The sequence below is a fragment of the Paenibacillus sp. J22P90 genome (genome assembly GCF_059692195.1).
Genome location: NZ_JCAUAY010000007.1, coordinates 57183 through 79713, shown reverse-complemented (window position 1 = coordinate 79713; position 22531 = coordinate 57183). Strand labels below are relative to the sequence as shown.

The following is a 22531-nucleotide window of genomic DNA, read 5'->3' as shown; positions in this document are numbered from 1 at the left end:
GTTGTCAAACGTAACTCGATATTTTCGAGTTAGGGCTCCTGATGCAATTGATCAATAGGCGTAACTCGATTTTTTCAGACGAAATCGCTAAGATTCCTAGGCAGCTCGCCAAGGTTTCACTCCGAAGTGCTCGACGTTGCATTTACTATGTTCACGAGTAAGACCCATTTTTTAAGGATTTTGCTGAAAAAACACGTTATATCGGATACCTATGCAAATGGTATATAGCGAGGTGACTGGATAAGTCGCTTTCCCACGCTCCGAAAGAACTAGATGAAACCGCTTCCTAGGTATGACTTACGCTGTGATTTCCCGACTCTAGTCCTCTGACTAAGCGTCCAAGTAGCTTGAAATCCCTATAAAATGGCCCATGAACGGCTATCGTGGCTAAAGAATTATAGTGAATGCATTAGTTCATTCGAATTAATAAATATGTATGATTTGCTCTACAGAAATTACCGTCTATATTTGAGGCATCCCACCGAAACGGGAGGGAAAATGTCGAGCTTTGAGGGACGGTAGGCTATGAGACAAAGAAGAAAGGCCTTGATCCTGCAGCCTATTAAATGGATTCTTCTTCTAGGCGTCGTCGGTTCTGGAAGTGTATATGGATTATCGGCGGCAGGGTTCATCGAGTGGAATTCGGAGCACAAGCTGGAAAGCTTGATGTTTTGGAAAACCACCGACAATGCTTCAACAAAAGGAATTGCGCTGGCCGCTGGTTCAGAGAAAGAAAATGCGAAGCCATCGGTGAAACCGGCACCAACTGCAAGTCCAGTGGCTACGTCATCGGCAGCGCCGACAACTACACCGGCAAGTACACCATTAAGTACACCAGCAGCATCATCAGCGCCAGCTGCAACGACAGGTTTACAGGTCATCTCGCAAGCGCAAAGTATTGTAGCTGTGAATACCAATGTGAAAGCCTGGCTTGAGCAGGCGGGGTTGATCAAGTTGGAGCCAGGGAAGCTGTTCTCCTTTCAAGCTTGGGTTGCTGAGCTTAGTAAAGGTAAGGTGCCTGAGAAGAAGGCAGACGAGCTATCGCATGTAGCATCTTTATTGTATGAAGCGGCATTGCGAGCTGGGTTGCAAGTCGGTGAGCGTTATGCGCATCAGGATAACCCGACATATGCACCTGCTGGATTTGATGTAGATTTTCAAGGTGAGCAGAAAGATCTGACATTCTACAATTCGTTAGGCGTTCCGCTTACGGTAGGCGTGATTTATAACGGTGAAACACCCATCGTAACATTCAATGGGAAACCGAAGGCGGATTGGAAAGCACCTAAAATTTCGGTTACTAAAGAAGTATTCGCACCGGAAAGCATTTTTGTAACGGATTTTACGCTAGCTGGTCAAGGTGATGCAAAACGGAGTGAAGGTCAATCAGGATTGCTGGTCAAAGTGTTCGCTGACGAGAAGAATGATGGCAAGAACGAGCTGATATATAAAGATTTTTACGCACCGCGTCCAATCGTTATCGCAAAGGCGCCAACAGCGGAAGAGCTTAAATCACCATAGATCATAAGGTTGCACAGATCCGTTACGTACTCTATCAACAGAAGGGAGGACCCCCCAATGCGCATAGGTGAACTTTTTGTCATGAACGGACTCATCACGGAAGATCAGCTCGAAGAAGGGCTGAAGCAACAAGTGCACACACGGAAGAAAATCGGTGAGATTCTCATTGATAAAGGGTTGATTACAGAAAGACAGCTTGTCGAAGTGCTGGAGTTTCAGCTAGGGTTTCCAGTCGTTAACATGTTTGAAACGCATCTCGATATGCAGACGGTTCAACTCATTCCAGAAACGCTTGCTCGTAAGCACTGTGTCATTCCCATCGAACGTAAAAATGGCAAAATTAAAGTAGCGATGGTTGATCCGCTAAACTATGGTGCCATTGAAGAAATTCGGATGGCGACGAACATGAGTGTGCAGCCCGTCATTGCCATTCGCTCTGAGGTCGAACAGGCGATTACGAAAAACTATGGCATGAAAGAATCCGTCGATGAGCTGATGGTCGACTTGGATAAAATTGAAATCAAAGACGAGGAATCGGAAGCGAATGATCAAGGCTCACCGATTGTAAAACTAGTCAATCAGATCATACAATCCGCCGTGCAGCAGAGGGCGTCCGATATTCATGTTGATCCACAAGAGAAGCAACTGATTGTGAAGTACCGCATTGATGGGGTGCTTCGAACAGAGAAAGCGCTGCCCAAGCATATGCAAGGTGTACTGACGGCGCGATTGAAAATCATTGCGAAGCTCAATATCGCCGAACGCAGACTGCCGCAGGATGGTCGGATCCAGATGCAAGTCGATAACCGCAGGATTGATATCCGGGTATCTACATTGCCAACGGTCCATGGGGAAAGTATCGTTCTCCGGATTTTAGACCAATCTGCAGGTGTTAAGAAAATAGCAGATCTAGGGCTTAGCGAAGCGAACCTGGTGAAATTCGACAGAATGATTCAAAAGCCGAATGGCATCATGTTGATCTCGGGGCCTACAGGAAGCGGGAAAACGTCAACACTCTATTCAGCACTCGGACAATTAAACGGGGATGATGTCAAAATCATTACGGTTGAGGATCCGGTCGAGTATCGGATGAATGGCGTCACGCAAGTCCAGGTCAACTCGCAGATTGGATTAACCTTCGCATCCGGCTTACGCTCCATCCTTCGACAAGATCCGAACATTGTCATGGTCGGGGAGGTCCGGGACGCGGAAACAGCAGAAATTGCCGTGCGTGCTTCCCTTACGGGGCATTTAGTCTTAAGCACCATCCATACGAATAGTGCAGTGAGTACAATAAGCCGTCTGGTAGATATGGGCATTGATTCCTACTTAATTGCTTCATCGCTCTCTTGTATCGTTGCACAGCGTTTAGTAAGGCGTGTATGTCGGGAATGTGCGGCACAGGTACCTGCCAGAGAGGACGAACTCAAGCTGCTGGAAACGCATGGGCTGCTAGGCGGCAATGAACAACAGCTTGCGGGTACGGGAACTGGTGTCGTGGTTCCGCTTACTGCACCAAGAGCAACAGAAAAGCCTGTCATGGTAACGAGAGGCAAAGGCTGCGGCACATGTAACAAAACAGGCTACAAAGGCCGTATTGCCGTTCACGAGCTGTTGGTTGTCGATGAACCACTGCGCAGCCTGATTGTACAGAATCGTCCAGTCAGCGAATTAGAGCAGCATTTGGTTAAGCATGGCTTTAAGAACATGCTCTATGATGGTCTGCTCAAGATACGACAAGGGCATACAACGATAGAAGAAGTGTTGAAAGCTGTCGCAGACGAGTAGTGGCAGCTGGCATGTAAGTGTTGATTGGGGGTGAACAACAGCTTGGCGAACTTTACGTATGAAGCCGTCAGCGAAAGCGGCAAGAAGCTGAAGGGCATGGTGAAAGCCCAGAACAAGCAACTGGCAATCACAGAGCTGCGGGGACGTGGGATCACGATTCGCAGCATTCAGGAGCAGCAGAAGACGACGATGGATCTAGAAATCCACTTCGGTCGTGCGGTCAAGCTAGAAGACTTTGTTATCTTCTGTCGGCAATTCGCCACGTTGATTCGCGCAGGTATTCAAATTGATCAAGCCGTTTCGATTCTGGAAGATCAATCAACGTCCAAATATTTGAAAGCGGCGCTTGGCGATATATCCGAACAAATCCGCAGCGGTCACCCCTTATCCAAAGGGATGGGCGAGCATCCGAAAGTATTTCCTGACATGTTCGTCAATATGATGGCTTCGGGTGAAACGGGCGGTAACTTAGATGAAGTGCTAGAGCGAATGGCGGATCATTACGAGAAAGAGCACAAAACAGTTCAAAAGGTAAAATCAGCGATGACGTATCCGATTGTCGTCTTAATTATCGCCGTCGGGGTTGTCATATTCCTCCTTCTGAAGATTGTGCCAACCTTTGCGGATATGTTTTTAGAGCAAGGATCGGAATTACCACTAATTACCAAATTCGTTATGAGCTCCAGTGATGCAATCGTTCATTATTGGTGGATGTTCTTGGCAGGTCTGATCGGTGTGATTGTCTTATATCGAAGCTTTACTTCAAGTGAAGAAGGTAAGTACTGGGTCGATGTCATCAAGTTTAAAATTCCGGTTTTTGGTATTATCCTCAAAAAAGCTGCAGTTGCTCGAATGACACGTACGCTGTCATCGCTGTTCGTAAGTGCAGTACCTGTGTTGCAGGCACTGGATGTAACCGCGAAAGTGGTTGGCAATCGCGTGATTGCCAAGGTTCTCCGAGAGGCGAAAGACAGCTTGCAGCAAGGAAAGATGCTCTCGGAGCCGATTCAGAAAAGCGGTATTTTCCCGAAGATGGTCGTACAAATGTTAATCATCGGCGAGGAAACCGGACAAGTCGATAATATGTTATCGAAAATTGCTGACTTCTTCGAAGCAGATGTGGATCAGAGTGTAGATCGATTGAAGGCGGTGATTGAACCTCTCATGTTGCTGTTTGTTTCCAGCATTGTCGGTGTGATTGTTGCAGCGATCATGAGTCCGATGTTCAAAATGTACGATAATTTCCTCAACTAAATGCAGACTAGCTTGAAGGGAGGTGATAGAAACACGTGACGCCGGTTTTAACTGCACCACAACATAATGTAACACCCGTTTGGCAAGACCAGGTACATAACCAAAATAAACCTAGAGGTGGGAATGCTATGAACGAATTGACAATGAACAACAACAAAAAGATGAGTTTCCGTTTACCGAAATTTTCGAAATTTTCTTTGAAAGAGTTAAACAAAAACCAAAAAGGTTTGACTTTAATCGAGTTACTAGCCGTTATCGTTATCATCGCAATCATCGCAGCAATCGCGATTCCTTCTGTTGGTGGGATTATTAAAAACACACGCGTAAGTGCACATAAATCCAATGCACATATGGTCATTGATGCAACGCGTTTAATGATTACAGGCCAAGGTTTAAGCCCGGCTGAAGCTACAGTAGCTACAGGATGGTCCCTTGATCAATTATTCGCAGGCGGATTCTTAGAAACTGTTCCTAAAAACCCTTCTGACAAACCGAATGATTATGATGGTGCTAACTCTAAGGTTGTTGTTACTCAAGATCAAACGACAGGTAACTACACTTATAATATTACACTAGTGAAAAAAGGTGGAGGCGTAACACACATCACAAATAAAGCTGAATCCGAAATCGATGGTTTGAAATTCGCTTCAGGTGCTGCTGGTCCTAACGGTGTACAAGAATAATTAAGATCCACAAGCGCGCCGCCCCCGGCGGCGCGCCCATTTCAAGTCATGCATAACCGAGAGGGGTTACCGCAATGTTCGCAAAGAAAACGAGCAAGTACACATACGGCATGCAAATTTCGGATACAGAAGCGAAGCTAGTTGAAATTATGAACGTGAATGGACAAGTTACCCTGACACAGCGTCATTCTATTGCGCTGGATAGAGGCAGTATTAAACACGGAAAATTCGTGGACGAAGACGCGGTCATTGGTCGTATCTCAACCTTAGTGAAACAAATTGGGTTACAAGGTGCGCATATCAATGTCACAGTACCGCTTTCCAATGTGGTGCTGCGTAAATCGGTCTTTTCGGCCTTAAAAGATAAAGCATTACGCAACATGATCGACGTTGAATTGCATGGCGGGCAGCAGCTGCCGTTTAAGAATCCTGTTTTTGATTTCGTGCGACTGGGTGCACCAAAAGATGAGGCAGCGGCTTCTACGGAAGGCGCTTTGAAATCGTCTAAAGCCTCTGCGCAAGAGGAAGTTCTTATTTTTGCAACACCGGGTGAAGTGGTTGAAAGCTATGCGCATGTCATCAAACAATCAGGGCTAGTGCCTGTAGCTGTTGATCTCGCACCGCTTGCCTTACACCGCATGTTAGTACGTCATACTCGGTTAACCGGCTCCGCGATGAAGGAACGATTCATGCTGCTGCATGTCGAGCCAGATCATGCGGATGTCAGCATATTTGTGGATGGCATTCCGGTATTCTTTCGTTCGATTCAGATCAATACGAGCTTCTTTCTGGACACAGGGACCGATCAACTTGCGGCGTATGCACGTAACCTATCCATGGAGCTAGGTCGTGTCTTGAATTACTTCCAATATACCGTTTCCACCGATCAGAAGCATGTTGAACTCGTTTATCTCGTAGGGGATCATGAATGGATCACAGCACTGCCTGAGCATCTGGAAAGTGCGTTCACTGGGGAAATTACTTCATTTCCGTTGCAGGCCATTCTGAAAGATGAAGATACAACATGTCAAGCTTACGCGGTTCCAGTTGGACTGGCGATGAAAGGGGCTTAAGACGATGAGCGCAAGCGTACAAAAGCTTCAGTCCATCGAAATTAATTTGCTGCAAGTGCGGCATGAGGAGCAAGCAGGAACGAGTCCGCTTCTCCGCTATGTGTTTATGACGGCAATCGTTCTGGTCGTAGGTGGCATGGGATGGATGTATATGAGTGCAAAGTCAGAAATTACAAAGACGAACAAAGCAATTGAGCAAGTGAACCTTCAAATTAAGGAAGGGCAATCGAAGCTTGCCAATTCCCCAACGGCAGGGGCAGTTGCCGATTTCATCGCGATTCCGAAGCAAATCCAGGCGAGCAAGCCTTTAGCAACGGATGTGCTGGACAAGCTTTCAGCTTTAATGCCACTGACGTCGAATATCACTGCACTCAACTTTGGAGATGGCAACAAGCTTAAGGTGACTGGAAATTTTGCTTCTAGTGAGGATGTCATTACGTTCATGCAGGCGACGAAGGCATCGACCTCATTTACATTAATTTCGACAAGCGGGATGAATAAAGTGGCCGCAGCGCCAGAGGATAAAGCGGTACCAGCGGCAACGGAACCACCGTTACCTGTCATTCAAGCCACTTTTGAGCTTCAGTACAAGTCCGATGCCACCAAGAAAGGTTGATCAAACGAATGAGCATGCTTAACAGCACTAGGAATCAAATCATCGTAGCCATCATCCTTACGTTGGCGCTCGTGATGGTCTATATCAACTTCGTCTCTCCGCTGCAAAGTGAAAAGGCGTCCAAAGCCAATTTATTAGTCCAAAAGAAGCAAGAGCTTGAAGCGATAAATAAAAGGACTTCTGGTGGAAGCGCAGTTGGCGCTGCTGAGCAAGTGAGTCTTTCCAAAACACGCAGCCGTGTGCCTGAAGTGCCGGATGTGGAGGGGCTGATCCGTGAGGTTCGGATGTTAGAGGTCATCACGAAAATGTCGTTAGCGAGCTACAATTTTGAAATTGGCAAAGCCGCAGATCCGGTGGTCACATCTCCTACTAGCACTCCTCAGAATAGCACAAGTACTGCGAATGGTGGTACAACCGCTGCTCCGGTAGCTGCACCCGTGATGCCTTCACTTGCTATTCCAATCAAGCTTAACACAACGACCAAAGGGGATTATCAGCAGATTCACCGTTTTCTAAGTGAATTACAAACGACGAATCGTTTGCTGCAGTTGGATAAACTGACGTTTGCCGTGAAAGGCGCAGCACCCGTGAAATTGAATGCGTCAAAACGAGAGATTACGGTCAACATTTCCTTAGTTTCGTATTATGCACCTGGCTTGCAGAAGTTCTTCAAAGCACCGCTGCCGCTTCCATACAATAAGCCTGCTGGCAAGACAAATCCTATCTACTAAAATTCAGGAGGAATACGATGAGTATGACAGCACCAACGACGTCTGAAACGTTATCACTGAAAGATCTGCTGCGTGTTTCTTACGAATCGAAGGCTTCTGATTTGCACATTAATGCCAGCACAGAACCACTCATGAGGCTTCATGGAAAGCTTATGAAGGTAGTTGATGTGGTGCTTTCGCCTGACGATACCCATCGCATGGCGAAAGAGATTTTGACCAAAGAGCAGTATGAAACGTTATCCAAAAAAGGAGAAGTCGACTTTTCGTTCGAGCTTCCTGGCCTTTCTCGTTATCGGGGTAACGTCTTCAAGCAAAAGCGTAGTATTAACATGGTATTTCGTGTCCTATCGACGACGGTGCCTTCCCTTTTTAGCTTAAACTTACCTGATTTGGTTCAGGAATTTGCTCATAAACATCAAGGGCTGGTTCTAGTAACAGGTCCTACAGGTAGCGGGAAGTCCACAACACTGGCCTCTATTATCGATTTTATCAATGAAACGCAGAAGAAACATATCATCACCTTAGAAGATCCGATTGAGTACATTCATCCAAGTAAAAACTGTCTAGTCGCACAGCGTGAAATCGGTATCGATACATTGACGTTCTCCAATGGTTTGCGAGCTGCACTTCGTCAAGATCCAGACGTTATTCTAGTCGGCGAGATGCGGGACTTAGAAACGATTAAGACCGCTATTACGGCTGCTGAAACAGGTCACTTAGTACTTGCGACGCTACATACCCCGGATGCGCCTCAAACTGTTGACCGGATTATCGATGTATTTCCGACCGAGCAGCAAAGACAAATTCGTGTACAACTTGCCTCTGTACTAATCAGCGTCCTATCCCAGCGATTGGTTCCACGATTGGATGGCAGAGGGAGAGCCATGGCGCTTGAAATACTGATCAATACCCCTGCGGTTGCTAACTTAATTCGGCAAGAAAAGATTTATCAAATCAAATCAGTCATCCAAACGAACCGACAAATCGGCATGCAAACCATGGTATCCAGTCTGAAACAGCTAGTTGAAGAGGGTATTATCCACCGAGATGCGATTAAAGAATACGAGATGACCATAGGAGAGGATTAAATGAAACGAAATAAACACGCACTTGTTACTGCGGTTCTCGCTTTATCCATCTTGTCACCGTCAGCGGTGCTTGCAAGCGAGGCAGCGGTGAACACAGCAGCTACTTTACAGGCGAGTAATCCATTCACAGTTTTACTAGGACTTGATTATGAAGCTCGGAATCAGAAATATGAAACGATGAAGCTATCACCAGCGGGCTGGCAGGTTGGCATGATTGTGTCGAAAGAGCCGTTTGCGGTAGTGACACAAGCAGATGCTTCGGGCGCACATGTGAAAATTTGGACAGGCGCGATTTCTCGGGATAATAACGATTTGGTCGTTTTCTGGGATGAAATCGGAGTTGATAGCGCGGGTAAGCTAGACTTTCATGCCACAGATGTTGAAGAGACGACGCGTTCGTACTTTGAAAGCGCCTCCCAAGAATTTTACAGAGTTAAGGGCTACCTGGGCAAAGTGCCTTGGGCTAACATTCCCACCGATGCGGAAGCTGCACAAAATGGGAGTGCGAAAGTGACTTCAGACGGTTTGGTAAACGTGTATGGCATCGCCTTCCAGAATCCAGATCGCGCTGTTGCGCCGTCACTTGGATCGGTTAAAAAATCGGCAGATATGCCGGAAGCCGTTCCGACACTACGCACATGGAAACAAACATCTGTATCCGCAGTTCCTACTGATGCTGAGACCCATTGGGCAAAAATAGAGATTCTGGATCTGATGCAAAAATCCATCATTGATGGATACGAAGATCGCACGATTCGTCCGAATCGTACGCTTTCGAAAGCAGAATTTATTACGCTTGTGGTCAAAGCCTTAGGCATAGAAACGGTGAAGACGCCGGTGGCGGGCTACGAGGACATGGGCAAGCATTGGTCAACCGGCATGGTTGCTTCTGCACAAGCGATGGGACTGCTTGATCTACGACCTGTAGATCTGAACTTTTCTCCAGATTTACCGATTACACGGATTGAAATGGTCGGGTTGGTCGATCGCATTTTACAGAAATATGCCGTAAAAGGTGGTACAGGTACTGGCGACTTCAATGACATCGAAAGCTTAACAGAGCTTAGCAAAGCGTCACTACAAAATGTCATTCACGCAGGTATCGTAGGCGGATATGAAGATGGATCGTTTAGACCGCAAGGGTCACTCACTCGTGCTGAGGCATTCAAGGTTATTTCTAGAATCATCAATATGTTATAGGAAGGAGTTCCAACCATGCATTGGTATCAAAAAGCGAAAAAGAAAAGTGCGATCCTATTAGCCGGGATGCTGCTCTCGAGTATGCTCCCTGCTTTCGCTGGATCGAATCCAGCTTATGCGACTGAGACTGACAATGGTTGCTTAGCCATTAGCGGTGTAGGAAATGTGCCTGTCACCAGTATTGAACGAAATCAAGTAGTCACGATTAATTACACGCTAGATCCGAGTGGTACACACACCGTTACGCAAAGACGTGACCCGGTAGATATCGCCTTCGTAGCCGACGTTTCTGGCAGTATGGCCTACCATATGGACAAAGATGATAGCAGGACGCCTATTCGTCTTAGTATTTTGAAAACGGCTTCGGCAACGTTAACGGATAAATTTAAAGCGGTGAACATGGGGGACCGCCTCGGACTTATTAAATTTAGCTCCGATGCGTCAAAAGTGCTTGATTTGTCAACGGATTATATTAATGTTCAAAAGGAAATTGACAAATTAAGTTCTGGAGGCAGCACGAATATTGATGATGGTCTTGCCAAAGCGAAGACGATGTTAACAGCTTCGGGAACCAAGCCCATAAAACAAATTATTTTGCTTACTGATGGTAAAGCAACTGTATGGACCAATGAAAACGACGGTAATAAGGTAATAACGAATGATACAGGCGCTAAGAATGCTGCAAAAGCAGACGCAGATGTGCTTGCCGGTTTAGGAATTAAGGTTTATACGATTGCGCTGGCAACATCTGGATCAGACGAAATTGATCTGGATTTGCTGCAATATATCGCCACCAAGACAGGCGGGACTGCTTATCAAGCCAGCTCTGCGAGCCAGCTTTCAACTGTATTTGATAACATAACGAAAACGATCGAAGCGCCAGCACAGCTCAAAAATGTACAGCTTCGTCAACCGATTCCTGCTGGTTTTATTTTAGCGCCAGGGGAGAATGCTTCGAACGTGTCTTATGACTCGGCAACACATGAAGTTCTGGTTAATGTGGGCAATATTGATTTCCCTTACACTCAAGACAAGATTGATCTTGCGATCAAATTAATTCCAGATACTGCTGCGGGTGACTATCCACTGCAAGATGCCAAAGTAACATATAAAGATGCTTGCAGCGCTGATCGTCAATTTAACATTAATTTTAATACACAGCTGTCCGTCAGTGTTCGTGTGGTTGATAAATATGGCAATGTGTATATTGGCAACAGTCAAGGAGAACTTCAACGTTTACGAGCTAGTGATAAACAAAAACAATGGACGATCAAGAATAAGAATGTAGCGATCTCAGATATTCATTTTGTTGATTCTGATCTCCATTCCGTCGTGCGAATTAGTTACAAGGATGGAACGACAGACCAATTTGATTTGAAGCCATCAGCACCATTAGCTTATGAACTTATCGATGGAGCAGGGAAGCCGATTGTTGAAACTGGTTGGCATGTCGGACCTGGAAAGCTGCGTTCTGTGTCTGGTTCAACTACACAACTTCCTAGTACAACTGTTTATGCCAATGATGATTTCCGAGGTAACTATATTGCTGGCTATGGGATTTCCGTTGATAACGGCAATTGGCAAACACAAACGACGAGCGGTGTCATCATTCCAGATGGCAATGGCGTCAATTTCAAAACGCGAGCATTCACCAATGCAATTAGCGGAAGCGCAACGATTCCGATTTCAGGTGCAGTAGCGACCGGAAATGTTTCCTTAGATAGCACGGGGCCAATGATCAGCTGGAGCCATAATATTGTGAATCCTACGGATGACGCGATTATTTATATCACGGCAACCGATAACCTCAGCCCCGTAACTGGTGTAAAAGTTTGGTTCGATAATAAATCGCTGTCGATCTCTTCAAGCTCATCGAAGATGACAAGGAATGGGAATACATATGCGTTTCGATTAAGCGATGTGACAGGACTGGATACGGTTGAAAAACGTCAAGGCTGGCACCAAATTCATTTTGAAGCGACTTCCATTGGTGGAACAACTTCGACAGCTCAAACGCCAGAGTATTTCGTAATAAATCCAGGTCCAACCGCTACGCTAAAAGGCGTGAATTATAACGCAGGGGACATATCGGACAAACCGGTTAGTGTAACGGTGGTAGATGAGAAGTATCCAGTTGTTGATCGCACGTTTGGCAGCCACAAAGAGGAAGGCTACACGTTGAAAGCGATGTATTACGTAATTAAACAGTCCTCAGCTACACCGGAAAAAAGTGAATGGAAACCTTTAACATCGAAACGATTAACGGTAACGACGAAAACCAACACGACATCAGGCACTTATTATGTGTTCCTTAAGTTGGTGGACAGTTCCAATGTGGAAATCGTGCAACAGCCGTTTACGGTTCAGTTCGATACAGAACAAAACAACAACTAGATTGACGAAATCGGTGAGGTAGTGAGGAGGACTAACGGTGCGCCGCAATGAACGTCTGAAGCAAGTGGGGCCTAACGAAGACGGTATGTCACTCGTGGAAATCTTGATTGCTGTGACGATTATGTCGATTATCAGCGTCACGCTGATGGGCTATTTCACCTCAGCTGTGGATAAATCGGCTCAAGAGAGCCGCAAAATTATTGGCGCCAACTTAGCTCGATTGAAAGCAGCTGAGCTGCGAGACGTTTTCAAAACGGGCTATGATGCTGCCATTGTTTCTCAGCTGACGAGCAGTCCTAAATTTTCAGGGGACTTATCGAGTAATGGATCTGAGTTGATGAAAGGCAGATTGAAAGCAACGGAAATTAATGGCACGACCTACCGCTATTTGGTTGAGCTGGATAAGAGCTATGCCCGCTGGGAGGCTTCAGATCCCTTTCGCAACGATGCGGACGATTACTTGGCACAAATGTACGTGACGGTATATTGGTCGGGTCAAGAATCCATTGAAGCGCCTTCTGCTAAATCATCAACGACACTCGATACGTATCTTATCAAAAGGTGGTAGCGCCGCATGGAGCGCAATGAGAAAGGGATGACCTTAATTGAGTTATTGGCTGCCATACTGATTTTCGGTATGGTAGCTTCCATCCTGTACTCTTTTATGCTAATGGGCGTGTCGATGTATAAACGAGTCACGATGGAAACCCAGATGCGTAATCAAGGAGACGGGTTATACAGCCAGATTATTTCGGAGCTGAAGGAAGCGATCTATGTTCAGGATGAGGGAACAGATAAGAAGATCATTCGTTATGCTAAGAAAAATGAGAAGGCAGATATTTATATTGATCTCTATGAAATGGAAGTTAAACCTGATCCAACAGGCGGCGGGAAAATTGAGATTAGAGAAGCTGGAACGAATGTAGTAAAGAGTGTTTTCCAGCTAGGAAGCAACTTTACGATTCGTGAGGGCAGTTTAAGTGAAGCGAGTCAGAATCATGACCGTGTTCAAGTGACGCTAGAGTATGCCCGAATCAATGCGGATAAGTATAAGCAAGCAGATAATCCGAAATTAGTGATTAATTCGCAAATCCCACTATTTCGCAATGATTAAATGTTACGGATTGGAGGAGGCATGTAGTGAACTCTAGGGATGAAGACAACAATGGCCTCCAACCGAGGATGCACAATGAACAAGGCTCAGCGCTCGTTATCGCCTTGCTGGCTGTCGTATTAATGACCATGATGGGGCTCATTCTTATGAGCGTGCTGCGAGGCGGAGCGATTCAAGCCGCTACAACGGAATCTGCCGTTCAAGCGGAGGCGATTGCGCAGAAGGGGCTGGATGACACTCTCGCCCAAATTCGAAGAGCCGTTGCCAATGGTGAATCTATTGGGGGAACGAACTACCGGAATCGCGTTCGAAATGTAGAGAATCAATTAACATTGATGCTGCCATTTATTGATAAGCATGTAGGTGACCCGGATAATCCAAAGGGGAATGACGGGGAAGTGGTTGAAGCAAAAAAAGGTAGCTACCAAGTTGATATCGTACTTGCTAAACCTACGAATCCAGAATCACCGGCCATTAAGCCATTGACGATTCCAGATTCTCCCTATGTACGTAAATTTATCATCACTTCGCGAGGCATCATGGAGGGTAAGCCTTCAACGATCGTAACGAAAGAAATGACCGTATATGTAAGTACGATTAATCCTGTTTTTCGATATCCGGTTTCATCTAGCGGAGATCTGGTGTTAAATGGAACACCTTCCATAACAGGAGATATTTATGTAGCCAATCATCTGCAAATCCGCGATGAAGCGTTATTTACGGGAACTACGAGTGGCACTAATCGGAGTAAATATGGTATTCAGACGGGACTTCCAGCGATCCGTGGCTTCATTCGAGTCAATGGGGATGCCGATACGATAGCGCCAGGGAAGTTTAATTTTACACAGTCTGATGGTGTGACGGAGTTTCCGCCATTGACACATACGAGTGAAATTGTACAGCCGTCCTATTTTGCTCCGCAACATTTTCCATTAGAAGATCCTACTCTTGATCCAGATGTCGATGTCGATGTGCAAGGGTATGTTTCGAATAAAACGCAAACTGAGTTAACGGCCAAATTAGCTGCTTTAGGCGGTTATACGGCTCCAGATCCCGAGTTGATTGAATTGCCGCCATTGTTTGGTGATTTGAACAAGAGTATGTTGTACAACGATTTGTGGGTGACCGTTGACGGAGAAGTAAACGTGAAGGATGCGGTCTCCGCAACAACAGAGGCGGATATGTTCGTTAACAATGGGGTTCTCACGATGGCGAATGATGCCTCGAAGCTCAACCTCAGTAATGGTTCCGTTTATGTAAAGTCGCCGGATTCTAATTTAGTTGCTGCTGATCTTCGAGGAGAGCTTTCATTAGCAGCAGGTAAATTCGTCGCTGTAGATGGCAACGTGACACTGAATAACGGTTTCCGTTTTCCTAAGGGCACGATGTACATCAAAGGTGATTTGAAGATCATTGGGAACGTTTGGCTGCAAGGAACCGTGTATGTTGACGGCAATGTGGAGTTAAAGCAGATGACGTCGATTAACAAAGAAGTTGAGGGTGCGACGAGCTCATCGTTAACGCCGCTGATTGTTGTTGCTTCAGGAGAAATCGTACTTGGGAATAGCTCGAATGCGGGCGATGAGATTGTACGCGCTTTCTTCTACACCAAGGAAGGTATTCGCTTATATGGGGTTATGTCAAAGCTATGGCTGACAGGCGGCATACATGGGGGGACCGGAGGCGTTGAGCTTAACGCGGTGAGAGGTGATTTGACCAGTGGCGGTGGAAGCTCGGTTACTCGCTACCAAGGCAGTACGAACTGGAACAAGGACGTACCAGAGGTGCAGTTAAGCAATACGAAACCATCCAGGCTGCAAATTTTTTATGATGATAATCTTTACGATAAGCCGCCAGATGGCATCCCAACGACACAGAATTTTAACGTGTTTGTAAAGAACGTAAAATACATCAAGTAACTACAGATTAACCATTCTGGAAGGAGGTACCTTCAATGTCATTCCAAATCCTGGTCGTTGACGATACGAAATTCATGCGGAAAATGTTGACTGATATTTTGAAGCAATACGGTCATGAGGTGGTTGGGGAAGCAGAGAACGGTAGGCAGGCTGTACAGAAGTATGAGGAACTTCAGCCGGATATCGTTCTCATGGACATTACCATGCCTGAGATGGACGGGATTGAAGCGATGAAGGAAATTCGCAAGCTCAATCCGACAGCCGTCGTTCTCATTTGTTCAGCGATGAGTCAACAAGATCTGATCTCTGATGCACTCAAGGCAGGGGCAAACGGGTATGTCATGAAACCGTTTAAACCGAATCGCGTGAATGAAATTGTTCGTAAATATGGTGTTCCCCGAGTAATCGGCCATTTAATCCCGCAAGATATGCAGCGCACGGAAGCTGTTACCGCAGAAGTCGAGGCCCAAGAGACGACATTTGAGAAAGAAGAATTGGAATTGCAGGCTAAGCTAGCAGAAGGTGCTGACGCCCAAGATGAAGGTTTGCACGCTGTTGATCAAACCTATTCAGAGCCTAAAGAGCTGCTTCTTACGAAGCAAGATGAGGAAGCCTTACATGAAGTCGTTTCAAATAGCGACTCGAATCACGAGATCACAGGTAAACTTGTCCATGAAGAATTGCAGGTGCCTGAAGTCGTAGAACTACAGCAAACGATTGTTGAATCCGAGCCTGTATCCGAAGCTGATAATAAAAGTCAGGTTGGTGAGGAACGAAAAGTTGCGGCGAAACCAACACAGGTCGTCAACGCATTAGAAGTCTTGCTGGCTTTTGCTGAAGTGGAAGAGTCTAAGCTTGCGATGGAGTCGCAAGAGGATGTAGAAATGCAAGTTGCGTCAGAACCAACACGGTCATCTGAGGAAGAAGATCGACTACTGGAAATGGAAAGGCTTGCAGCCGTAATGCAAGGTGATTTGGAAGAAGAGTGGAATGTGACACAAGAAGCAGAAGCTCAGGATATCCAATATGTGCAAGAGCCTGCAATCGACGTCCAGCTCGAGGAATCTGCAGAAGTGGAGGACATCGCTGCTGTTGAGCAGGCTATGGAAGAAATCGCAGTGGATATGGATGCGAGTTCCATCGAGCTAAGCTTGGATGATCTCAATGAGTTAACGATGGAAATGGAATCGCTTGCGACGATGGAAGCAGCCCAAGAAATAAAAGATCTCGTCATTGAAGCTCCGCCAGTTAAAGAGGAGGCTCCCATCAACACCACATACAAGTCTCAAGAACCAACTGATCCGAGTAAAGTAGGCTTAAAGGCTTTGAATGGCGGCAAGATCATTAATTTATTCAGGGGGAATGGACCAATGAAAAATTTCACAAGCAGTGTAATGTGTAATTGGAGTGAGGAATTGAATGGGGAGATGTCCCAATACTTGGTTGTATGTACAGAAGCGGAGAATAAAATCGAAATTGAAATGGGAACTGCTGGCGGCCAGAAGCAAACCATTACCGTAACCATTGAGAGTTTCAATCAATTGGCTGCCTGGTTGCAGGTTCAATTAGGGACAGCGCCGGTAAGCAATCGTGAATATGCCAAAAAAGCAGATTTCTAAAATAGTTTAAAAAGGGTAGACATCATGAGGGGGTTTGGCGATGGGATGGGAAGCATGGAGTTATACAGTCTTGTTGTTCATCACGGGTGCTTTGTTCGGTTCATTCTTTAATGTTGTGGGGCTTCGGGTACCAAAAGGCGTATCCGTCGTATCCCCGCGATCCAGCTGTGGCAGCTGCGGACGTCAGCTTAATGCGATTGACTTAATTCCGATCTTTGGATGGTTTATCCGAAAAGGGAAATGTCACTCCTGCGGTACTGCTATATCACCTGTGTATATCGTTGGAGAGTTGGCAGGGGGTGTTCTTTTTGCCTCACTTCCTTACTTGGTCAGCGTGAATGAACTATGGATTGCTTACCCATTGGTGTCTGTGCTTCTCATTCTTACCGTCAGCGATTTGGCGTACATGCTGTTGCCCAACAAAATCATTTATCCTGCCATGCTGTTATTTACCGGGTTGCGTTTGTTCGTTCACCCTCTGCCAATTTGGCATTATGCATTAGGATTCGTCATTGGAGGGGGCGCACTGATCATCGTTTCCCTTGTGGCAACGTGGATGGGGAAGCCAGCTATGGGCTTTGGGGATATTCGATTGATGGCATTAGTTGGACTTGTAATGGGAATAAAGCTTGTGCTGTTATGCATCTTTCTTTCGGCGCTGCTTGGCAGCGTCATCGGTGTGGCTCTCATCGCCTCAGGTAAACTGGATCGGCGTTCACCAATTCCCTATGGTCCCTTTATCGCTGTCGCTGGTTTCATCTGTTTTTGCTTCGGAGACCCATTGATGACGTGGTACATGGACCTCATCCTATGGCAGTAAAACTACATTTCGTAAAAGAGAGGTCGAATTCCTATGAACTGGTTTCTAGCTCAATCGTTTCGTGCTAAGCTACAGCTCGGCTATTATACCGTTGTTGCCTTTTATACAATAATTATCCTGATTCTGATGCTAACAGCAGATGTGTCTATCATCTTTGCCTTATCTTCGTCACTCATCTTGATGGTGTTCAGTTTTCCTTATGTTCGTTTCTTGGAAAAAGCATTAACAGAGCCGATCGACAATGTAACACGTGTCGCAATGAATATTGCTAAAGGGGATTTCACGCAAACTGTCGATGCCTCCTCGAAGGATGCGTTAGGTGACATGGGACGCTCCTTTAATGCGATGATCGTGAAATTGAAGGAGCTTCTGAACGAAACGGCCTCCATTTCTAAGCATGTAGCAGATTCCAGTCGTGACATCTACCATAAAAACGAAGGCATTAACACGATGATTGTAGAAGCAACCGGTTCAGTGACTTCGCTCGCCGAGGGAGCAAATGAAATTTCTTCCGGCGTATTCAAAAGCTTTTCCGTCGTGAAGGAAATTGAGACGAAAATTACGGACTACGTAGATTCAACGCATGAGATGAACAATCGGTGCGGTCAAACATTGGATCTGGTGAAAAAAGGGATGCGAGCGGTCGAAAGCCAATCAGAGAGTGTTTCTCACATTGTACTTGCGACAAGCAATGTATCGGGGACCATCGATGACCTGGTGAAAGAAGCAGCTGGTATCTCATCCATCACACGGACGATTTCGGAGATTGCCGAACAAACTAACTTACTGTCTTTAAATGCCTCGATTGAAGCAGCGCGTGCAGGCGAGCACGGAAGAGGCTTCTCCGTTGTTGCCCAAGAGGTACGTAAGTTGGCGGAAGAGTCATCGAAATCAGCGAAGAGCGTATTCCATATGGTTCATAATATCGAGAATAGTATTAAAATGGCTCAGAAAAATATTCAGATCAATGAGGAAATTGCTCGCAGACAAACAGAATCCATCGAAGCTACGGAAAAGATATTCGGTGAGATGGTAGAAAGCATCCAGTTCATTACACAGCGGATGAGTGAGTTTACGGGAGAGAGTCAGAAGATGCTGAATGCCGCTCAATTCATTACGGGCACTATGGAAAATATTTCAGCGATCACGCAGCAATCCGCCGCGGGTACTGAGCAGGTATCGACTTCCATGGTCCAACAAACGCGTTCCGTAAAAGCGGTTGTTATTCAATCCGAGCAAATGCTTCGTATGGTCACGCAATTGCAGCGGACGATTCAAATATTTAAGCTCTGAGATAGTGATGTGGAAATCCAAAATGTATGCATGAGGAGAATACCCATATAAACAACCGTAGATAGACGGAACAAATGGGTAATAATCAGGCGTTTTCCAACTTTCGCTGCGATGATAAACAGGGAGAGGGGGAGAATAATTTTAATCCCATAAAAAGCAAGATAGCTATGTTCGTACAGGAACGCCATGATGGGATTCGCTTCGCCAATTAATTGCAGACGAAGTCCCATATCCGTCAATCCGGCATCCAAAAGACTAGCAATACATAGGAAAATAATTAAATTTCGACTCAAAGGAACCACTCCTTGGGACGTAGTAGGTTATGCTAACGAATCGTTTGCATAACCTCTTTCATTGTGGAGATAAATGCTTCGGCGGCTTTGGAAATGTATCGACCTTTGCGATAAGCAATCACGAGCTTGCGAGTCGGTCTGCCTTCTAGTGGGACGTTGATGGGAGATAGCTCACTTAAACTTCTTTTAGAAATCAAGTAAGGCACGAAAGCGATTCCCATACCGGCTGCGACGAGTGATTGAACCGTTTCCATATTGCTCGATTCGAAAACAATATTAGGCGTGATCCCAGCTTCTTGGCACAGCTCGAGTGTTAGCTTGCGAAAGCCTTGTCCTTTTTTCAAAGCGATGAAGGGTTCCTTCTCCAATTGTGAGATGCGAACCGGTTCTTTACTAGTTGCTAGCGGATGATGCGGCGGCACGGCAAGGATAATTTCTTCCTCCAGCAAGGACTCATAGACGAGAGATTCTTCACGCAATGGCAAGGAGAGAAGTGAAATATCGGTCTGACCATTCACAGTTAGCGTCTCAAGATTAGATGAGGTTTCTTCTACTAATGAGATTTCAATATCTGGGTAGGCAGCTTGGAAGACTGGGACAACGAAAGGTAAAATGGTCGACCCTGTGATTGGCATACTGCCGATCACAAGGCGGCCTTTTTTCATTTGAGAAATGTCTTCCATTTCCTTTTTAAGACCCTCGATCATATCGAGTATTTTTTGCGACTTCTCTACAAAGAGAGAGCCGGCATGTGTCAACTCAACAGAATTCGTACTGCGCTGGAATAAAAGCACGCCAAGCTCCTTCTCAAGCTTGGACAATTGCTGGCTCAGGGAAGGTTGAGCAATATGAAGTTTCTCTGCTGCACGTGAGAAATTGCGTTCTATAGCGATCTGGATAGCATATTGTAATTGACGTAATTCCATCCGAAGAAGTGTCTCCTTTATTTGTAGCTTGAAAGTAATCATATCAAGGTTTGTGGGCTGAAACAAGCCGAACATAGGAATAAATAACCATAAAGGGCAGTGACGACTGGTTTCCTCCAGTATCACTGCCCTTTATGGTTATATTTAGCTATTTTCGCACGGTGCTGCGATACATCAAAAATAATAAATACGGTGCGCCAATAATGGCGACAACGATGCCTGAAGGAATTTCTTTGGGAATGAGAATCGTTTTGCCGATAATATCAGCGCCAGTGAGCAGTATTGCGCCAATGACGGCCGAAAGCACAACCGATTTTTGGTGGTGCTGACCCAAAAAGAGACGCACGACATGAGGGGCAAGTAAGCCTATAAAGCTTACAGTTCCGACAGCAGCTACGGCGATTGCTGCAATACACACACCGATTGCAGCCGAAATAAGTCGAGTTTTCTGCAGCTTTAGACCTAGTCCAAGAGACACATGGTCACCGAAGGCCAATAAGTCTACGCGTCGACCAAGCAGCCATGCACCTGGCATTAAGATGACCGCTGCAATGATCAGCTGGCTACACTCTTTCCAGCCTCGTGCATACGTACTGCCAGCTAGCCAAGTAAGTGCTGGAGCGGCAGACATTTTGGATTGAATCACAAGAAATTGGATGACTGCCGAGCCGAGCGCTGAAACAGCGATCCCAACGAGAATGAGTACAACAGGATTCAAGCCCTTTTTCCATGCTAGGGCATATACGCTTCCTGCAGACAGGAGCGCGCCGATAATGGCGCCAACAGGCACCCATGTGCCGGGAGCAGTAGGCCAAATCGTGAGCACCAATAGGGCACCCATACCTGCCCCAGAGGTGACACCCACAACTGAAGGGTCTGCAAGCGGGTTCCGTACAGCGCCTTGCATCATCGAGCCTGCAATCGCTAAGGAAGCGCCAGCAAGTGCTGCAACGAGAATGCGAGGCAGACGCAAGTTCAAAATTACATTGCGTGACATCTCTTCGCCATGTCCGGTGAGAACAGCAATTACATCAGAAAGCGGAATTCGCAATGCTCCTGCGGTTAAACCGAAGAGGAGCAAGAAAATAAGAGCTGCGCAGGATACAACGACTAGAATTGGATATGGAATTTTCGTGCCTACATAACCGACACTCATGGAGCTGCTTTCAGCGGAAGCTTTCATTCTGGAGCCGCGAATGGCCAGCCAGATCAGCCAAGGTGCACCAAGTAAGGCTGTCACGGATCCAGCAGGAAGCTCCCCGAGCATACTGCGAAACATTTTAGCAATAGTATCTGCGCTAAGCAAGACGACGGCTCCCCAGAGGGCGCTGCCTGGAATTAATAACCGATGACGATGCAAGCCTATTAATCGAACTAAATGAGGTGCGATGAGGCCAATAAAGCCTATTGGTCCTACAACGCTTACTGTGACACCGGCCAAGAGGATGGCAGCTGCTAGCGCGACTACACGCACCAGATTTACATTTTCACCTAGTGAGACAGCGGTTTCTTCATTAAGAGCCAGCATATCTAGCTTTTGGCTAAACAGAAAGGCCACGATAAGTCCGATACAAACCCAAGGGAGTGCATATTGGACGCCTTGCCAATCATTCTGTGCAAGCGCGCCTGACCCCCACATGAATAAGCCATTCGTCTCATTCTCATACATAATTTGCAAGCCGCTTGTAAAAGCAGCGAGTACAAGTGTGACGATCATGCCGGCAAGCGCCATCCGAAGAGGTGTGCCTTTACGACCGCCTGACATGAAGTAAGCCATGATCGCTGCACCGCAAGCTCCAAGTAGCGCAAGTAGTAAGGAATGATCAGATTTCAAAGCCGGGAAATAGACAGCCGCCAATACGATTATGAAATAGGCACCTGCATTCAGCCCAAGTGTTGAAGCCGAGGCGAGTGGATTCCGGGTGACCGTTTGTAGAAGAGCACCGGCTACAGCTAGTGCGGCTCCTGCAAGCATACCCATCACAGCGCGCGGCATGCGAAGCCCCCGCACCATTGAATGGTCGGGGGTATCTTGTGGAGATAGCAAAGCTTGTATAACCGTCTGCACGGTGATGTTTGCTTCTCCTTGTGTGATGTTGAGGAATAGGAGGAGGCAGAGTGCCAGCAGCCCACCTCCAAACACAAGGAGAGATTTCCACTCGATATAAGCGAAAAGGTTATTTTTCGATTTCATCGCAG

The 22531-nt window shown here is 46.3% G+C and carries 18 protein-coding genes and 1 pseudogene; 16 read left to right on the top strand and 3 right to left on the bottom strand.

The genetic code is table 11. The features are described from left to right. Positions 1–525: 525 nt before the first annotated feature. The 16 genes and pseudogenes from AC58UX_RS22185 to AC58UX_RS22110 all read left to right on the top strand — a co-directional run bounded on the left by AC58UX_RS22185 (position 526) and on the right by AC58UX_RS22110 (position 19113). Positions 526–1521: a VanW family protein gene (locus AC58UX_RS22185; RefSeq protein WP_497256730.1), complete on the top strand. Its 996-nt coding sequence runs from the start codon at positions 526–528 to the stop codon at positions 1519–1521. 57 nt (positions 1522–1578) lie between these two features. Continuing rightward, positions 1579–3309, top strand: coding sequence for a GspE/PulE family protein (locus tag AC58UX_RS22180; protein WP_497256728.1), 1731 nt, complete (start codon positions 1579–1581; stop codon positions 3307–3309). Between the two features lie 42 nt (positions 3310–3351). After that, the gene (locus AC58UX_RS22175; protein ID WP_497256726.1) at positions 3352–4563 is read left to right on the top strand and encodes a type II secretion system F family protein; all 1212 of its coding nucleotides are present in this window, start codon (positions 3352–3354) and stop codon (positions 4561–4563) included. Positions 4564–4598: 35 nt separating this feature from the next. After that, positions 4599–5246 (top strand): prepilin-type N-terminal cleavage/methylation domain-containing protein, encoded by a 648-nt coding sequence (locus AC58UX_RS22170; protein ID WP_497256724.1) that lies wholly within the window; start codon positions 4599–4601, stop codon positions 5244–5246. Positions 5247–5320: 74 nt separating this feature from the next. Then, positions 5321–6319: a type IV pilus biogenesis protein PilM gene (gene pilM / locus AC58UX_RS22165; RefSeq protein ID WP_497256722.1), complete on the top strand. Its 999-nt coding sequence runs from the start codon at positions 5321–5323 to the stop codon at positions 6317–6319. Positions 6320–6323: 4 nt separating this feature from the next. Beyond that, positions 6324–6935, top strand: a complete 612-nt coding sequence (locus AC58UX_RS22160; protein WP_497256720.1) for a PilN domain-containing protein — start codon at positions 6324–6326, stop codon at positions 6933–6935. 8 nt (positions 6936–6943) lie between these two features. Then, a complete protein-coding gene (locus AC58UX_RS22155; RefSeq protein ID WP_497256718.1) occupies positions 6944–7666 on the top strand; it encodes a hypothetical protein in 723 nt (240 codons plus the stop codon). A 17-nt stretch (positions 7667–7683) separates the two neighbouring features. Next, positions 7684–8754 carry a type IV pilus twitching motility protein PilT gene (locus AC58UX_RS22150; RefSeq protein ID WP_497256716.1) on the top strand — a complete coding sequence of 357 codons (1071 nt, stop codon included), beginning with the start codon at positions 7684–7686 and terminating at the stop codon, positions 8752–8754. After that, positions 8755–9954: an S-layer homology domain-containing protein gene (locus tag AC58UX_RS22145; RefSeq protein WP_497256714.1), complete on the top strand. Its 1200-nt coding sequence runs from the start codon at positions 8755–8757 to the stop codon at positions 9952–9954. Between the two features lie 15 nt (positions 9955–9969). Beyond that, complete coding sequence (locus AC58UX_RS22140) at positions 9970–12348, top strand: vWA domain-containing protein (RefSeq protein ID WP_497256712.1); 2379 nt, start codon at positions 9970–9972, stop codon at positions 12346–12348. Between the two features lie 37 nt (positions 12349–12385). Further along, the gene (locus tag AC58UX_RS22135) at positions 12386–12916 is read left to right on the top strand and encodes a type IV pilus modification PilV family protein (protein ID WP_497256710.1); all 531 of its coding nucleotides are present in this window, start codon (positions 12386–12388) and stop codon (positions 12914–12916) included. Between the two features lie 6 nt (positions 12917–12922). Next, a complete protein-coding gene (locus tag AC58UX_RS22130; RefSeq protein ID WP_497256708.1) occupies positions 12923–13462 on the top strand; it encodes a PulJ/GspJ family protein in 540 nt (179 codons plus the stop codon). A 26-nt stretch (positions 13463–13488) separates the two neighbouring features. After that, positions 13489–15381, top strand: coding sequence for a hypothetical protein (locus AC58UX_RS22125; protein ID WP_497256706.1), 1893 nt, complete (start codon positions 13489–13491; stop codon positions 15379–15381). A 35-nt stretch (positions 15382–15416) separates the two neighbouring features. After that, positions 15417–15767: pseudogene (locus tag AC58UX_RS22120) on the top strand (response regulator); the annotation flags it as partial. A 1273-nt stretch (positions 15768–17040) separates the two neighbouring features. Further along, positions 17041–17820 (top strand): prepilin peptidase, encoded by a 780-nt coding sequence (locus tag AC58UX_RS22115; RefSeq protein ID WP_497256704.1) that lies wholly within the window; start codon positions 17041–17043, stop codon positions 17818–17820. 33 nt (positions 17821–17853) lie between these two features. Then, positions 17854–19113 carry a methyl-accepting chemotaxis protein gene (locus AC58UX_RS22110; RefSeq protein ID WP_056614139.1) on the top strand — a complete coding sequence of 420 codons (1260 nt, stop codon included), beginning with the start codon at positions 17854–17856 and terminating at the stop codon, positions 19111–19113. Here AC58UX_RS22110 and AC58UX_RS22105 read toward each other — a convergent pair. The 3 genes from AC58UX_RS22105 to fhuB all read right to left on the bottom strand — a co-directional run bounded on the left by AC58UX_RS22105 (position 19095) and on the right by fhuB (position 22526). Further along, positions 19095–19406 carry a DUF5658 family protein gene (locus tag AC58UX_RS22105; protein WP_497256701.1) on the bottom strand — a complete coding sequence of 104 codons (312 nt, stop codon included), beginning with the start codon at positions 19404–19406 and terminating at the stop codon, positions 19095–19097. The genes AC58UX_RS22110 and AC58UX_RS22105 overlap by 19 nt on opposite strands. Before the next feature lie 32 nt (positions 19407–19438). Continuing rightward, positions 19439–20332, bottom strand: coding sequence for a LysR family transcriptional regulator (locus tag AC58UX_RS22100; protein ID WP_497256699.1), 894 nt, complete (start codon positions 20330–20332; stop codon positions 19439–19441). A gap of 148 nt (positions 20333–20480) precedes the next feature. After that, a complete protein-coding gene (gene fhuB / locus AC58UX_RS22095) occupies positions 20481–22526 on the bottom strand; it encodes a Fe(3+)-hydroxamate ABC transporter permease FhuB (RefSeq protein WP_497256697.1) in 2046 nt (681 codons plus the stop codon). Positions 22527–22531 lie beyond the last annotated feature (5 nt).

Excerpts from the sequence above, each read along its gene's own strand:
- AC58UX_RS22185 (WP_497256730.1), top strand. The coding sequence starts at position 526 with ATGAGACAAAGAAGAAAGGCCTTGATCCTGCAGCCTATTAAATGGATT.
- AC58UX_RS22180 (WP_497256728.1), top strand. The coding sequence starts at position 1,579 with ATGCGCATAGGTGAACTTTTTGTCATGAACGGACTCATCACGGAAGAT.
- pilM (WP_497256722.1), top strand. The coding sequence starts at position 5,321 with ATGTTCGCAAAGAAAACGAGCAAGTACACATACGGCATGCAAATTTCG.
- AC58UX_RS22160 (WP_497256720.1), top strand. The coding sequence starts at position 6,324 with ATGAGCGCAAGCGTACAAAAGCTTCAGTCCATCGAAATTAATTTGCTG.
- AC58UX_RS22155 (WP_497256718.1), top strand. The coding sequence starts at position 6,944 with ATGAGCATGCTTAACAGCACTAGGAATCAAATCATCGTAGCCATCATC.
- AC58UX_RS22150 (WP_497256716.1), top strand. The coding sequence starts at position 7,684 with ATGAGTATGACAGCACCAACGACGTCTGAAACGTTATCACTGAAAGAT.
- AC58UX_RS22145 (WP_497256714.1), top strand. The coding sequence starts at position 8,755 with ATGAAACGAAATAAACACGCACTTGTTACTGCGGTTCTCGCTTTATCC.
- AC58UX_RS22140 (WP_497256712.1), top strand. The coding sequence starts at position 9,970 with ATGCATTGGTATCAAAAAGCGAAAAAGAAAAGTGCGATCCTATTAGCC.
- AC58UX_RS22130 (WP_497256708.1), top strand. The coding sequence starts at position 12,923 with ATGGAGCGCAATGAGAAAGGGATGACCTTAATTGAGTTATTGGCTGCC.
- AC58UX_RS22115 (WP_497256704.1), top strand. The coding sequence starts at position 17,041 with ATGGGATGGGAAGCATGGAGTTATACAGTCTTGTTGTTCATCACGGGT.
- AC58UX_RS22110 (WP_056614139.1), top strand. The coding sequence starts at position 17,854 with ATGAACTGGTTTCTAGCTCAATCGTTTCGTGCTAAGCTACAGCTCGGC.
- AC58UX_RS22100 (WP_497256699.1), bottom strand. The coding sequence starts at position 20,332 with ATGGAATTACGTCAATTACAATATGCTATCCAGATCGCTATAGAACGC.
- fhuB (WP_497256697.1), bottom strand. The coding sequence starts at position 22,526 with ATGAAATCGAAAAATAACCTTTTCGCTTATATCGAGTGGAAATCTCTC.